The organism is Pseudomonas sp. ATCC PTA-122608, assembly GCF_001952855.1.
GTDB lineage: Bacteria > Pseudomonadota > Gammaproteobacteria > Pseudomonadales > Pseudomonadaceae > Aquipseudomonas.
On sequence record NZ_LPNO01000028.1, the window covers coordinates 19,445 to 32,314 of the forward strand.

General features: G+C 61.4%; 12 protein-coding genes and 1 pseudogene. 10 read left to right on the top strand and 3 right to left on the bottom strand.

Annotated features, from left to right (window positions below; translation table 11 throughout):
* The first annotated feature begins 69 nt into the window (after positions 1 to 69).
* From AU074_RS22375 to pcaC, 9 genes are all read left to right on the top strand, one after another.
* Entirely contained in the window at positions 70 to 927 is an 858-nt protein-coding gene (locus AU074_RS22375) for a CoA transferase subunit A (protein WP_076016555.1), read from the top strand.
* The gene (locus AU074_RS22380; protein ID WP_173860402.1) at positions 924 to 1,706 is read left to right on the top strand and encodes a CoA-transferase subunit beta; all 783 of its coding nucleotides are present in this window, start codon (positions 924 to 926) and stop codon (positions 1,704 to 1,706) included. Before AU074_RS22375 ends, AU074_RS22380 begins: the two co-directional genes overlap by 4 nt.
* Positions 1,703 to 2,908: a 3-oxoadipyl-CoA thiolase gene (gene pcaF, locus AU074_RS22385; RefSeq protein WP_173860403.1), complete on the top strand. Its 1,206-nt coding sequence runs from the start codon at positions 1,703 to 1,705 to the stop codon at positions 2,906 to 2,908. The genes AU074_RS22380 and pcaF overlap by 4 nt, the downstream gene beginning before the upstream one ends.
* A gap of 28 nt (positions 2,909 to 2,936) precedes the next feature.
* A complete protein-coding gene (gene pcaH, locus AU074_RS22390) occupies positions 2,937 to 3,641 on the top strand; it encodes a protocatechuate 3,4-dioxygenase subunit beta (RefSeq protein WP_076016558.1) in 705 nt (234 codons plus the stop codon).
* A gap of 1 nt (position 3,642) precedes the next feature.
* Positions 3,643 to 4,209: a protocatechuate 3,4-dioxygenase subunit alpha gene (pcaG, locus tag AU074_RS22395; protein ID WP_003219820.1), complete on the top strand. Its 567-nt coding sequence runs from the start codon at positions 3,643 to 3,645 to the stop codon at positions 4,207 to 4,209.
* 180 nt (positions 4,210 to 4,389) lie between these two features.
* Entirely contained in the window at positions 4,390 to 5,685 is a 1,296-nt protein-coding gene (locus AU074_RS22400; RefSeq protein ID WP_076016559.1) for an MFS family transporter, read from the top strand.
* Positions 5,686 to 5,734: 49 nt separating this feature from the next.
* Entirely contained in the window at positions 5,735 to 7,099 is a 1,365-nt protein-coding gene (locus tag AU074_RS22405; RefSeq protein ID WP_076016560.1) for a 3-carboxy-cis,cis-muconate cycloisomerase, read from the top strand.
* 10 nt (positions 7,100 to 7,109) lie between these two features.
* A complete protein-coding gene (gene pcaD / locus AU074_RS22410) occupies positions 7,110 to 7,901 on the top strand; it encodes a 3-oxoadipate enol-lactonase (RefSeq protein WP_076016561.1) in 792 nt (263 codons plus the stop codon).
* Positions 7,902 to 8,088: 187 nt separating this feature from the next.
* Positions 8,089 to 8,487 carry a 4-carboxymuconolactone decarboxylase gene (pcaC, locus tag AU074_RS22415; RefSeq protein ID WP_017479335.1) on the top strand — a complete coding sequence of 133 codons (399 nt, stop codon included), beginning with the start codon at positions 8,089 to 8,091 and terminating at the stop codon, positions 8,485 to 8,487.
* Positions 8,488 to 8,511: 24 nt separating this feature from the next.
* Here pcaC and AU074_RS22420 read toward each other — a convergent pair whose 3' ends face one another.
* The 3 genes from AU074_RS22420 to AU074_RS22430 all read right to left on the bottom strand — a co-directional run bounded on the left by AU074_RS22420 (position 8,512) and on the right by AU074_RS22430 (position 12,464).
* On the bottom strand, positions 8,512 to 10,125 hold the full coding sequence (locus tag AU074_RS22420) for a M91 family zinc metallopeptidase (RefSeq protein ID WP_076016562.1): 1,614 nt from the start codon (positions 10,123 to 10,125) through the stop codon (positions 8,512 to 8,514).
* Between the two features lie 110 nt (positions 10,126 to 10,235).
* On the bottom strand, positions 10,236 to 11,135 hold the full coding sequence (locus tag AU074_RS22425) for a polysaccharide deacetylase family protein (RefSeq protein WP_076016563.1): 900 nt from the start codon (positions 11,133 to 11,135) through the stop codon (positions 10,236 to 10,238).
* A gap of 78 nt (positions 11,136 to 11,213) precedes the next feature.
* Positions 11,214 to 12,464, bottom strand: coding sequence for an OprD family porin (locus AU074_RS22430; RefSeq protein WP_076016564.1), 1,251 nt, complete (start codon positions 12,462 to 12,464; stop codon positions 11,214 to 11,216).
* 210 nt (positions 12,465 to 12,674) lie between these two features.
* Between AU074_RS22430 and AU074_RS22435 the strand changes: the two are divergent.
* A pseudogene (locus tag AU074_RS22435) lies at positions 12,675 to 12,870 on the top strand (IS256 family transposase); the annotation flags it as partial.

A 12,870-nucleotide genomic window follows, 5' to 3' on the forward strand; every position in this document is an offset into this window, starting at 1 on the left:
GGCTTAATCTTCAAGCACTTCGGCGCTGCCTCCAGCGCCTTTTTCGATCGATACCGGGAGCCCAACCCCATGGCTGAAATCCTTATCCTGGCTGATGCAATAAAGCAGTTCGTGAATGACGGCGACACCGTTGCACTCGAAGGCTTTACTCACCTGATCCCTACGGCGGCAGGTCATGAAATCATTCGTCAGGGCAAGAAAGACCTGACGCTGGTGCGCATGACGCCCGACCTGATCTACGACCAGTTGATCGGCGCCGGCTGTGCACGCAAGTTGATTTTCTCCTGGGGCGGCAACCCGGGTGTGGGCTCCCTGCATCGCCTGCGGGACGCGGTTGAAAAGCAATGGCCGCAACCACTGGAGATCGAAGAACACAGCCACGCCGACCTGGCCAATGCCTACGTCGCCGGGGCATCCGGCCTGCCATTCGCGGTGCTGCGCGCCTACGCCGGTTCCGACCTGCCCAAGGTTAACCCGCTGATCAAGACCGTGACTTGCCCCTTCACCGGCGAAGTGCTGGCCGCCGTGCCATCGGTGCGCCCGGACATCACCGTGATCCACGCACAAAAGGCTGACCGCAAAGGCAATGTGCTGCTCTGGGGCATCCTCGGTGTGCAGAAGGAGGCGGCCCTGGCAGCCAAGCGCTGCATCGTCACCGTCGAAGAAATCGTCGACGACCTCAACGCACCGATGAATGCCTGCGTCCTGCCGACCTGGGCCCTGACCGCCGTGTGCCACGTGCCAGGCGGCGCGCATCCGTCTTACGCCCACGGTTACACCGAGCGTGACAACCGCTTCTACCAGGCGTGGGACCCGATCGCCCGGGACCGTGAGACGTTTACTGCGTGGATCAACGAATACATCCACGGCACTGCCAACTTCAGTGAATTCCAGGCCAAGCTGGCCGCCGCGCAGGAGGCCAAATAATGGCTTACTCCACCAATGAAATGATGACCGTCGCCGCCGCGCGCCGCCTGAAGAACGGTTCGGTGTGCTTCGTCGGCATCGGCCTGCCCTCCAAGGCCGCCAACCTGGCGCGCCTGACGTCGTCGCCCGACGTGGTGCTGATCTACGAGTCTGGCCCGATTGGCGCCAAGCCATCCGTGCTGCCGCTGTCCATCGGTGACGGCGAGCTGGCGGAAACCGCTGACACCGTGGTGCCGACCGGCGAGATTTTTCGCTACTGGCTGCAGGGCGGGCGCATTGACGTCGGCTTCCTCGGTGCGGCTCAGGTCGACCGTTTCGGCAATATCAACACCACCGTGGTCGGTGACTATCACCAGCCCAAAGTGCGCCTGCCGGGTGCCGGTGGCGCCCCGGAGATCGCCGGTTCCGCCAAGAGCGTGCTGATCATCCTCAAGCAGTCGGCGCGTTCGTTTGTCGACAAGCTGGACTTCATCACCTCGGTCGGCCACGGCGAAGGCGGTGACTCGCGCAAACGCCTGGGTCTGCCAGGCGCCGGTCCCGTAGGGATCATTACCGACCTGTGCATCATGGAGCCGGAGGAGGGCACCCACGAATTTGTCGTCACCGCCCTGCACCCCGGCGTGACCCGTGAGCAAGTGGTGGCCGCCACCGGTTGGGCGATTCGCTTTGCCGACCAACTGACCACCAGCGCCGAACCTACCGAGATTGAACTGACCGCCCTGCGCGACCTTGAGGCACGCACCGCTGCCGCCCACGGCCAAGCCCCCGGAGAAGCCTGATGCGCGACGTATTTATCTGTGACGCCATTCGTACCCCCATCGGCCGTTTTGGCGGCGGCTTGTCCACCGTGCGCGCCGATGACCTGGCGGCACTGCCGATCAAGGCGCTGATGGAGCGCAACCCGTCGGTGGACTGGAACGCGGTGGATGAAGTGTTCCTCGGCTGCGCCAACCAGGCCGGCGAAGACAACCGCAACGTGGCCCGCATGGCAGCATTGCTGGCGGGCCTGCCGGAAAGCATTCCCGGCGTCACCCTGAACCGCCTGTGCGCGTCGGGCATGGACGCGATCGGCACGGCGTTTCGCGCCATCGCCAGCGGCGAAATGGAGCTGGCGATTGCCGGTGGCGTTGAGTCGATGTCCCGCGCCCCGTTCGTGATGGGCAAGGCTGATGCGGCGTTCTCGCGCAACATGAAGCTGGAAGACACCACCATCGGCTGGCGTTTTATCAACCCGTTGATGAAGGCCCAGTACGGCGTCGATCCGATGCCGCAAACCGCCGACAACGTGGCCGACGACTATAAAGTCTCCCGCGCCGATCAGGACGCCTTCGCCCTGCGCAGCCAGCAACGTACCGCTGTTGCGCAGGCTGCCGGCTTCTTTGCTGAAGAAATCGTGCCGGTGCGTGTCGCGCATAAAAAAGGCGAAACCGTGGTCGAGCACGACGAGCATCCACGGGCCGATACCACCCTGGAAGCCTTGACCAAGCTCAAGCCGGTCAACGGCCCGGACAAGACCGTCACTGCGGGCAACGCCTCGGGTGTGAACGATGGCGCCGCAGCGCTGATCCTGGCCTCCGCTGAAGCCGTCAAAAAACATGGCCTGACCGCTCGCGCTCGTGTGCTGGGCATGGCCAGCGCCGGTGTTGCACCTCGGGTCATGGGCATCGGCCCGGTGCCGGCCGTGCGCAAACTGGTGGAGCGCCTCGGCCTGGCGGTCACCGATTTTGATGTGATCGAGCTCAACGAAGCGTTTGCCAGCCAGGGCTTGGCCGTACTGCGCGAACTGGGGATTGCCGACGACGCACCGCAGGTCAACCCGAACGGTGGTGCCATTGCCCTTGGCCACCCGCTGGGCATGAGCGGCGCGCGTCTGGTACTGACCGCCCTGCATCAGCTGGAAAAAACCGGTGGCAGCAAAGGCCTGGCGACCATGTGTGTCGGTGTTGGCCAAGGCCTGGCCCTGGCGATCGAACGCGTTTGAGACCCACAAGAATAAAGAGGATTGCTCCATGAGTGACAAGCCCGGATACCGGCGCCCGCAAGCGGGTACTCAGCCTGATTACCTGCACCCGGCCTACCAGTCGACGAACCTGCGTTCGCCGTCCAAGCCGTTGGTGTTCCTGCCCCATTCCTTGTCGGAAATCACCGGCCCGACCATCGGCGCCGAACGGATCGACGAGAAGGACAACGACCTGACCGCCCAGCATGAAGGCGAGCCCCAGGGCGAACGCATCATCATTCACGGGCGCGTGCTGGATGAAAACGGCTTGCCCGTTCCCGGTATCCTCGTGGAAATCTGGCAGGCCAACGCCGCCGGCCGCTACAACCACAAGCGCGACCAGCATGACGCGCCGCTGGACCCGAATTTCACCGGTACCGGGCGCACGGTCACCGACGCCGAGGGCTGGTACCAGTTCCAGACCATCAAGCCCGGCGCCTACCCGTGGGGCAACCACCACAATGCGTGGCGCCCGGCGCACATCCACTTCTCGCTGTTCGGCCCGAGTGTGCTGACGCGGTTGGTGACGCAGATGTATTTCCCCGGCGACCCGCTGCTGGCGTACGACCCGATCTACAACTGCGTCCCGGACACCTCCGCCAAGGAACGCCTGATCGCCAGTTTCGACCTGGAAAAAACCATTCCGCACTATGCCCTCGGCTACCGCTGGGACATCGTCCTGCGCGGCCGCGACGCCACGCCGATGGAGAAATAAGATGAGCCTCAACGCGACTACTTCCCACACCGTCGGGCCGTATTACCACATCGGCCTGACCTGGCTGAACCGCGAAGACCTGACCGTTGCCGCCACCCTCGGCGAGCGCGTGGCGATCACCGGGCAGGTGGTGGATGGCAATGGCGATGTGGTCAACGACGCCATGCTGGAAGTCTGGCAGGCCAACGCCGCCGGTAAGTACGACCATCCTGAAGATGAGCAGGACAAGCCCGTCGACCCGAACTTCGAAGGCTTTGGCCGGGTGCCGGTGGACGCCGAAGGGCGTTTTCGCTTTACCACCATCAAGCCGGGCAGTGTGCCGGGGTTGAAGGGCACGACCCAGGCGCCGCACCTGGTGGTGTTGGTATTTGCCCGTGGGTTGGTGAAGCACCTGCTGACGCGGATTTATTTTGACGGAGAGGCAGCGAACGGCGATGACGCGCTGCTGGCGTGTGTGCCGCAAGAGCGCCGGCGCACGTTGATCGCCAAGGCGGATGCGGCGGGTGTGTATCAGTGGAATGTGATTTTGCAGGGGACAGACGAAGAGACGGTGTTCTTCGATTATTGAGTTGGCTGGGGATCTATCGCAGGCAAGCCAGCTCCCACAGGGGAATGCATTCCAAATGTGGGAGCCGGGTTTGCCCGCGATGAGGCCGGCACAGGCAACAAATATCCAAAAGTCTGCTTGCGGAACATGGTTGTTGCAAAGTATGTCTAGGCTATAACCGTTCCCACTGAGTGAAAAAACATGACAACAAAAACCAGCCACTACACCGGAGAAGAACGCAGCAAAAGGATTTTTGCGATTGTCGGTGCCTCTTCCGGCAACCTCGTCGAATGGTTCGACTTCTACGTCTATGCCTTCTGCGCCATCTATTTCGCCCCGGCGTTTTTCCCGTCGGACGACCCCACCGTGCAACTGCTCAACACCGCTGGTGTGTTCGCCGCCGGCTTCCTGATGCGCCCCATCGGCGGCTGGCTGTTCGGCCGGGTGGCGGATAAACACGGTCGCAAGAATTCGATGATGATCTCGGTGCTGATGATGTGCGCCGGCTCCCTGGTCATTGCCTTTTTGCCCACCTACAAAGACATCGGCGCCTGGGCCCCGGCCTTGCTGCTGGTGGCCCGGTTGTTCCAGGGCCTGTCGGTAGGCGGCGAATACGGCACTACCGCTACCTACATGAGCGAAGTGGCGCTCAAGGGCCAGCGCGGGTTCTTTGCCTCGTTCCAGTACGTGACCCTGATCGGCGGGCAACTGCTGGCGGTGTTGGTGGTGGTGATCCTGCAACAGATCCTCACCGAAGACGAACTGCGTGCCTGGGGCTGGCGGATTCCGTTTGTGATCGGCGCCATTGCGGCGGTGATCTCGCTGCTGCTGCGTCGCACCCTGAAAGAAACCACCAGCAAGGAAATGCGTGAAGACAAGGACGCCGGCAGCATTGCCGCGCTGTTCCGCGATCACAAGGCGGCGTTTATCACCGTGCTCGGCTACACCGCCGGCGGCTCGCTGATTTTCTACACGTTCACCACCTACATGCAGAAGTACCTGGTGAACACCGCCGGGATGCACGCCAAGACCGCCAGCTACATCATGACCGGCGCGCTGTTCTTCTACATGTGCATGCAGCCGGTGTTCGGCATGTTGGCCGACAAGATTGGCCGCCGTAACTCGATGCTGTGGTTCGGCGCCCTGGGCACGCTGTGCACCGTGCCGATCCTGCTGACCCTGAAAACCGTCAGCAGTCCGTTCCTGGCCTTTGTGTTGATCACCCTGGCGCTGGCCATCGTGAGCTTTTACACCTCCATCAGCGGCCTGGTGAAAGCCGAGATGTTCCCGCCACAAGTACGCGCATTGGGCGTGGGCCTGGCGTATGCGGTGGCTAACGCGATCTTCGGTGGCTCGGCGGAATACGTGGCCTTGGGGCTCAAGTCCATGGGCATGGAGAACACCTTCTACTGGTACGTCACGGCAATGATGGCGGTGGCGTTCCTGTTCAGCTTGCGCCTGCCCAAACAGGCGGCGTACTTGCACCACGATCTGTAACCGGCTGGCGCATGCCCCTCTTCGGGTATGCGCCACCTAGGGATGTTTTATGACGATGCGCACGAGCAACCAACTGTTCGACGCCTATTTCACCGCCAACAGCATGGCCGAAGTGTTCTGCGACCAAGGGCGCTTGCAGGGCATGCTGGATTTCGAAGCGGCACTGGCCCGGGCCGAGGCTCAGGTCGGGTTGATCCCGCAAGCGGCCGTCGCGCCCATTGCCCAGGCTTGCCTGGCTTCTCTCTACGACGTTGATGCCCTCGGCGAGGCAATTGCCACTGCGGGCAATTCGGCGATTCCGTTGGTCAAGGCCCTCGGCAAGTTGATCGCCAGCGAAGATGCCGGCGCCGAACGTTATGTGCATCTGGGTGCTACCAGCCAGGATGTGATGGACACCGGCCTGGTGCTGCAACTGCGCAGCGCTGTCGAGTTGATCGAACACGATCTGGCGCGGTTGGGTGGCATCCTGGCCGCGCAGGCTCAACGTTATGCGACAACTCCTTTGGCTGGCCGGACGTGGCTGCAGCATGCAACGCCGGTCACCCTGGGCATGAAAATCGCCGGCTGGCTCGGCGCAGTCACCCGAAGTCGGCAGCGCCTTCGCGAGCTCAAGCCACGCTTACTGGTGCTGCAATTTGGCGGTGCTTCCGGAACCCTGGCGGCCTTGGGCGAACAGGCGATGCCGGTGGCGCAAGCCTTGGCGGCCGAGTTGCAACTGGGCCTGCCGGAACAACCCTGGCACACCCAGCGCGACCGACTGGTGGAGTTTGCCTCGGTGCTTGGCTTGATCGCCGGCAGCCTCGGTAAACTGGGCCGAGACATCAGCCTGCTGATGCAGACCGAAGCGGCAGAAGTGTTCGAACCCTCAGCCCCCGGCAAGGGTGGCTCTTCGACCATGCCCCACAAGCGCAACCCGGTGGGCGCCGCCGTGCTGATCAGCGCCGCGACCCGTGTGCCCGGCCTGGTAGCGACAATGTTCAGCGCCATGCCCCAGGAGCACGAACGCAGCCTGGGCCTGTGGCACGCCGAGTGGGAAACCTTGCCGGAAATTTGCCGGTTGGTGTCCGGTGCGTTGCATCAGGCGCTGCTGGTCAGCGAAGGGCTGGAAGTCGACCCCGGGCGCATGTCCCGGAATCTGGATCTGACCCAAGGCCTGGTATTGGCCGAAGCGGTCAGCATCGTCCTTGCCCAGCGCCTGGGCCGCGAAACCGCGCACCATCTACTGGAACAATGCTGCAAGCGCGCCGTCGCCGAGGGGCGCCACCTGCGAGCGGTGCTGGGTGACGAACCGCAAGTGACCGCCGAACTGTCGGCAGCCGAACTCGATCGCCTGCTGGATCCGGCGCACTACCTGGGCCAGGCACACACCTGGGTCACCCGGGCCGTGTCCGAACATTTTGCTTTGACTGCCTGAGGAGGCTGCTGTGGGATTTGTACAACTCGCCGATGGCGAACTGAACTACCAACTCGATGGCCCCGAAGACGCACCAGTGTTGGTGCTGTCCAACTCCCTGGGCACCGACCTGCACATGTGGGACATCCAGATCGAGGCGTTCACGAAGTACTTCCAGGTGCTGCGTTTCGACACCCGTGGCCACGGCAAATCCCTGGTGACCGAGGGGCCCTACAGCATCGAGCAATTGGGCGGTGACGTGTTGGCGCTGCTGGATGCTTTGCAGATCGAACGCGCGCATTTCTGCGGGCTGTCCATGGGCGGCCTGATCGGCCAGTGGCTGGGGGTCAATGCGGGTGAGCGTTTGCGCCGGCTGGTGGTATGCAACACAGCAGCGAAAATCGGCACGCCCGAGATCTGGAATCCACGGATCGAGATGGTCCTGCGCGACGGTGCGGCAGCGATGGTGGCCCTGCGTGACGCGTCGATCGCCCGCTGGTTCACCGCCGACTTTGCCGAGGCTCATCCTGACCAGGCCAAGCTGATCACCGACATGCTGGCAGCGACCAATCCCCAGGGTTATGCCGCCAACTGCGCGGCTGTGCGCGATGCGGATTTCCGTGAGCAGCTGGCATTGATCAAGGTGCCGACCCTGGTGATTGCCGGCACTGAAGATGCGGTCACGCCGCCGTCTGGTGGGCACTTTATCCAGGAACATGTGCAGGGCGCCGAGTACGCCGAGTTCTACGCCGCGCACCTGTCCAACGTGCAGGCCGGTGCGGCGTTCAGCGACCGTGTGCTGGAATTTCTGTTAGCCCGCTGAGTATCGCTAACCTCTGTGGCGAGGGAGCTTGCTCCCGTTGGGCTGCGAAGCAGCCCTGAAAGCCGCAATAGAGATTTTTCAGCAAGTATGCGGTGACCTTATGGGGGCCGCTGCGCGACCCAACGGGAGCAAGCTCCCTCGCCACAGGTTATGTGCCTGTCGTCAAAAATTGCATGAGGAGCTTTTTGTGGACGAGAAACAACGTTATGCCGACGGCCTGCAAGTGCGCCGTGAAGTGCTGGGCGACGCCCATGTCGACCGCAGCCTCAACGCCCTGACCGAATTCAACAGCGAATTCCAGGAAATGATCACCCGCCATGCCTGGGGTGATATCTGGACCCGCCCGGGCCTGCCGCGGCATACCCGCAGCCTGATCACCATCGCCATGCTGATCGGCATGAACCGCAGTGAAGAACTCAAGCTGCACCTGCGAGCTGCCGCGAGTAACGGCGTGACCCGCGCCGAAATCAAGGAAGTGCTGATGCAGAGCGCGATCTACTGCGGAATTCCGGCGGCCAATGCGACGTTTCATTTGGCTGAGTCGGTGTGGGATGAGTTGGGGGTCGAATCGCGCGATCCAGCCTGATTGAACCCCCGCAGGACGCGTCTGCTAAGTGTACTGGGTGCGTAACGGGCGGCCCATTTCCTCTCGGAGTGCATTTTCCGTAAAGGGCTTGGGATTGGTCGTTGTGGGGTCGGTTGATCGATGGTTGTCGAAGTCAAAAGGTAGCGCGATCGTAGGCAGGCCTACGGCTTGCCGTTCGGCGTTGGGTTCGCCGCCCGGGTTCTCCGGGGTGCCGGTATCGCCTTCGAGAAAGGTTCCCGTGGCACCGTTATAGGCGTGGGCCATTTCATGATAGAGGGCGTTGACTGGGGCGCTGTCTTCATCCAGTGAGTAGGAGGTGTTGTAGTGTATTTCCCCGCCTGTAGCGACCGCGCCGCGCTGGTTATGGATGATGTGGCCCCGGGCTGCGGGCTCTAGCGTTTCAAGGGTATTGCCTGCTGCCAAGTGGTTGCGAACAGCCGCGTTATTGAAAAAGTAACGACCGTTATCTTCAGCCAACTCAGTGATGCGAACGGGGGCATCGTTTTGCTGAGCCTTGGCGTCGGCGGTACTGAGCATCTTCTTGCCCTGCATAGACATTCTCAGCAGCTCCATATCGTCTTCTACCTGTTGCTTGAACTCGGTAGAGCCTTCGACGACATAGCCACTTTTACCCGCCTCACTGGGTTGTGTGTGGACGAGTGTGGAGCCTGGAGTGCGATGAATCTGGTCCGAAGGCTTGGCGTAAATGACGGTGTCATCGTTGTCGGACCTGACAATATTCTTGTCGCGCCCGGTATAAACCGTGGCGGGGCCGTGAGTGACAATCAGGTTTTCACCTTTGCCTCCGTGGATGACCGCCGGAATATGTGTGTCATTGCGGGTGACAATCATGAAGTCGTGGCCATCACCGCCGTCCATGAACAGGCGGCGCTCATGGAACCCCTGGCCTGCCTGCATGCGATCGTTGCCGTTATTGCCTTTGAGGATGCCGTTACCCGAGCCAGCGATCAGCAGGTCATCGCCATCATCGCCCATCGCGATGCCGTCGCCGCTCCCGAGCTTGAGCCTGTCGTTACCTGCACCGCCGTATAGCCGGGTATTGCCCGAGCCCGCCTGGGCGTAATCGTCACCAGCACCCAATTCGACGCGAATATTGTTATCAACCAATGGATCGATCAGCACGCAATCGTTGCCGCCATTGGTCCTGATCCGCAGGGGTTGGGTTTCACTGCCATCAGGGGAACGAAGCAAGTTCAGTTGATAGGGCGTGTTGTTGATAATGGCGATCAGATTGTTGTCCGGACTTTTTTTGATGATCACCTTGTCGTCGTGATTGGCGGTCTCGATGATGAATTCGTTACCGGTAGCGCCTACAGGCTTCCCGCCTTTGCTGACGTAGGTGATTTCCTGGTAAATCTTTACATTCTGGTCATGACGCAATATGTCGGAGTTGATGTATTTTTTTTCGTTTTTGTCGACGGGATTCTGATCCGCGGCGAGCTTGGAAAGGGAGGAGAAATACATGAAGTCCAGGGGTCTGTCGTGACCGATATACCGGGACGACTTACTGGTGACTACGACCGGTGCCTGGCCAGAGGGAGCAGTGGAAGCCGCAGGCAGGGCCGATGTCGACAGTTGATTAAATGCAGGCGAAACAAATAGCGAAGGCATGTTCATGGGGGTATCTCATCGCGGATATACCCCAGTGTGTGGTGCGGGTTTAGCGTGGGTTCCCATGTCGGTCGAGGTTGGACAGCGGCAAATGTTACCTGCTGTCACGCAGGTGATTAATGAGTGTCAGCGTCCCACACCCAATTCCACACCCCCGGCAGATGCACCACTTCGTCGGCGCTCTTCACCGTGCGGGCCATGGCGGCGCGCTGCAAGGTTGCCCGGTCGGTATAGAACGGCTGCTGGGCGACGGGCACGCCGTTGATGCGCGCGCTGTCCATCAGGATTTGCAGGTATTCCTTCAAGTGCCAGGCGGTGTAGCGGTTGATATCGTGAAAGGTCACCACCACCGGGATCACGCCGTCCACCGTCGGCAACTCACCCCGGGCGATGCGTTCGCGCAGTACTGACAGTTGGCGTATCAGGTTTTCCCGTCGGCGGGGGCTGCCATTGAACACCCAGATCACCCCATCGTTTGCACTCAGGTCTGTCAGCAGTACATGCATGCCGTGCTGCTGATAGGCGGCGAAGGTGCGCTTGTCGTAATTCCAGAACGGCGGGCGTACCAGCGTGGGCGGCTGGCCGGTGATGGATTCAAGGGTCGATGAGCCCAGGCTGAGGTAGTGTTCCAGCTCAGCGGGATTCTGCGAGCGATGGTTACTGTGCCATGGGGTCGCGGTATGAAAGCCCAGGATATGACCCGCCGCGTGTTCGCGTTCCATGGTCTTGCGGCCTCGCGGGTTGCCGCCGGAGCGGGGCGCCTCGGTCTGCAGAAAGAACACCGCCTTGATCCCCGGTTGTATCGGGTTGTTCGCCAGGTCCGCCATCACCGAGCGGCTGGGGTTCATGAAGCCCGAGGCGCTGGGGCCGTCATCGAAGGTCAGCAAAAAACGGATCGGCGCTTCGGTTTGCAGGCGTTGTTCGGTTTGCGGTGTCAGCGCCAGGGGCGGACCGATGCAGCCGCTTAGACTCAGGGCCAAGGCTAATGCGGCCGATACGATGGCAAAGTGTTTCATGGAGGACTCGAAAGACGTTGGCTGCTGGGGCGGGTCATCCATGACACGCGCGCACCATACAGCAAGTCTGTCGAGGCTTTACAGCAGGCTTATCGGGTAACTGACGATCAACCGGTTTTCATCAAACTCGTTGTTGTTGTAATCCCTGCGCATGCTGGAATTGCGCAGGCGCACATTGAGGTTCTTCAATGTTCCGCTCTGCACAACGTAGGCCACTTCAGTTTCCCGTCCCCATTCCTTGCCGTCGGTCACCGTGCCGCTGTGTACGTTACTGCCGCTGATGTAGCGGTTCATCAGCGTCAGCCCCGGCACGCCAAGGGCGGCGAAGTTGTAGTCATGGCGTACCTGCCAGGATTTTTCCTGGGCGTTGTCGTAGCTGGCGTTGTAGCTGTCGTTGGCCAGGGTGCCGCCGCTGGTGCCGTTGACGCGCATCCAGGCGCTGTTGCCGGTGAGCTTTTGCAAGCCGACGTAGAAGGTGTTGCCGCCGTATCGGGCCGAGAACAATCCGGACCAGGTCTTGTTGTCGAGGTCGCCGGCGCGGGCGCTGCCGTCGTCCTTGCCATAGAAGAACCCGAGGTTGGCGCCCAGGGTCCAGTCGCCTACGGGCTGGCTGTGGATCAGGTTGAGGTATTGCTGGCTGTAGATGTCCTTGAGCTGGGCGTTCCACACGCCGATCTGGGTGCGCTTGTCATTGAAGGCATATTCGCCGCCCTGGAAGTTGAAGCGGTCGGAAGTAAACGCGGTTTTCCCGAACATCGACATGTCGGTCATGCTGCTGTCGTCCCGCGGGCTGTTGGCGCGGAACTGGCCGCCGTACAGGGTCAGGCCGTCGATTTCCTTGGAGGTGATTTGCCCGCCGCGCAGGGTTTGCGGCAAGGAGCGGCCATCGTCCGAACGCAGGATCGGCAGCACCGGCATCCATTCGCCGACCTTCACTTCTGTCTTCGAAATCCGCGCCTTGAACGCCACGCCCAAGCGCCCGAATTCATCCGCAGGGCGGCCGTCGTGGTCCAGCGGCAACAGCTGGGTGCCACCGGTGCCGCGCCCGCCATCAAGCTTCAATGAGTACAGCCCCAGTACATCCACACCGAAACCTACGGTGCCTTGGGTAAAGCCCGACTTGGCGTCGAGGATGAAACTTTGCGTCCACTCCTGCGCGCCACCCTGGGTTTTGGTGGGGTTGGTGTAATTGCGGTTGAAGAAGAAATTACGCAGGTTGAGGTTGGCGCTGGCGTCTTCGAGAAAGCCGTGTTCTTCAGCGACAACGGGGAGGGCGAGGCTGGCGACAGCGGTTGCCAGCAGGAGCCGGCGCGGGGCGAAAGTGCTCATGGTGTTGGACCTGTTGTTATTGGGGTTATGCAGGTGGCGGCCATGGTGCGGGGCGATGCGGGGGCGATGAAAGTGGGGGAAGGCGGGTTGTGGGCGATGATCGAACGTAAAGTATGGGCGTAAAAAAACCGCTTCCGGTGAGGGAAGCGGTTTTTGTGGGGCTGTCATAAATTTTGTGTTCGGGCATAACATGTTGATAGAGGTGCATGTATGCCGACCAAAAAGAAACCGGCCCGTGAGGCCCCGCGAGACCTTCCATCCATTCCAAAAGAGCTGATCGACCAGTTCGTCAGCGGCCCGATGAGTGCCGAGGCTATTCAGGATGCCTCGATGGCGTTCAAAAAGGCGCTGATCGAGCGAGCTCTTGGTGCCGAGTTGGGCCACCACCTTGGCTATCCTCAGGGCG

Bases quoted from the DNA above. Each gene is read 5' to 3' on its own strand.
- AU074_RS22375 (WP_076016555.1), top strand. From the start codon at position 70: ATGGCTGAAATCCTTATCCTGGCTGATGCAATAAAGCAGTTCGTGAAT.
- pcaH (WP_076016558.1), top strand. From the start codon at position 2,937: ATGAGTGACAAGCCCGGATACCGGCGCCCGCAAGCGGGTACTCAGCCT.
- pcaG (WP_003219820.1), top strand. From the start codon at position 3,643: ATGAGCCTCAACGCGACTACTTCCCACACCGTCGGGCCGTATTACCAC.
- AU074_RS22400 (WP_076016559.1), top strand. From the start codon at position 4,390: ATGACAACAAAAACCAGCCACTACACCGGAGAAGAACGCAGCAAAAGG.
- AU074_RS22405 (WP_076016560.1), top strand. From the start codon at position 5,735: ATGACGATGCGCACGAGCAACCAACTGTTCGACGCCTATTTCACCGCC.
- AU074_RS22420 (WP_076016562.1), bottom strand. From the start codon at position 10,125: ATGAACATGCCTTCGCTATTTGTTTCGCCTGCATTTAATCAACTGTCG.
- AU074_RS22425 (WP_076016563.1), bottom strand. From the start codon at position 11,135: ATGAAACACTTTGCCATCGTATCGGCCGCATTAGCCTTGGCCCTGAGT.
- AU074_RS22430 (WP_076016564.1), bottom strand. From the start codon at position 12,464: ATGAGCACTTTCGCCCCGCGCCGGCTCCTGCTGGCAACCGCTGTCGCC.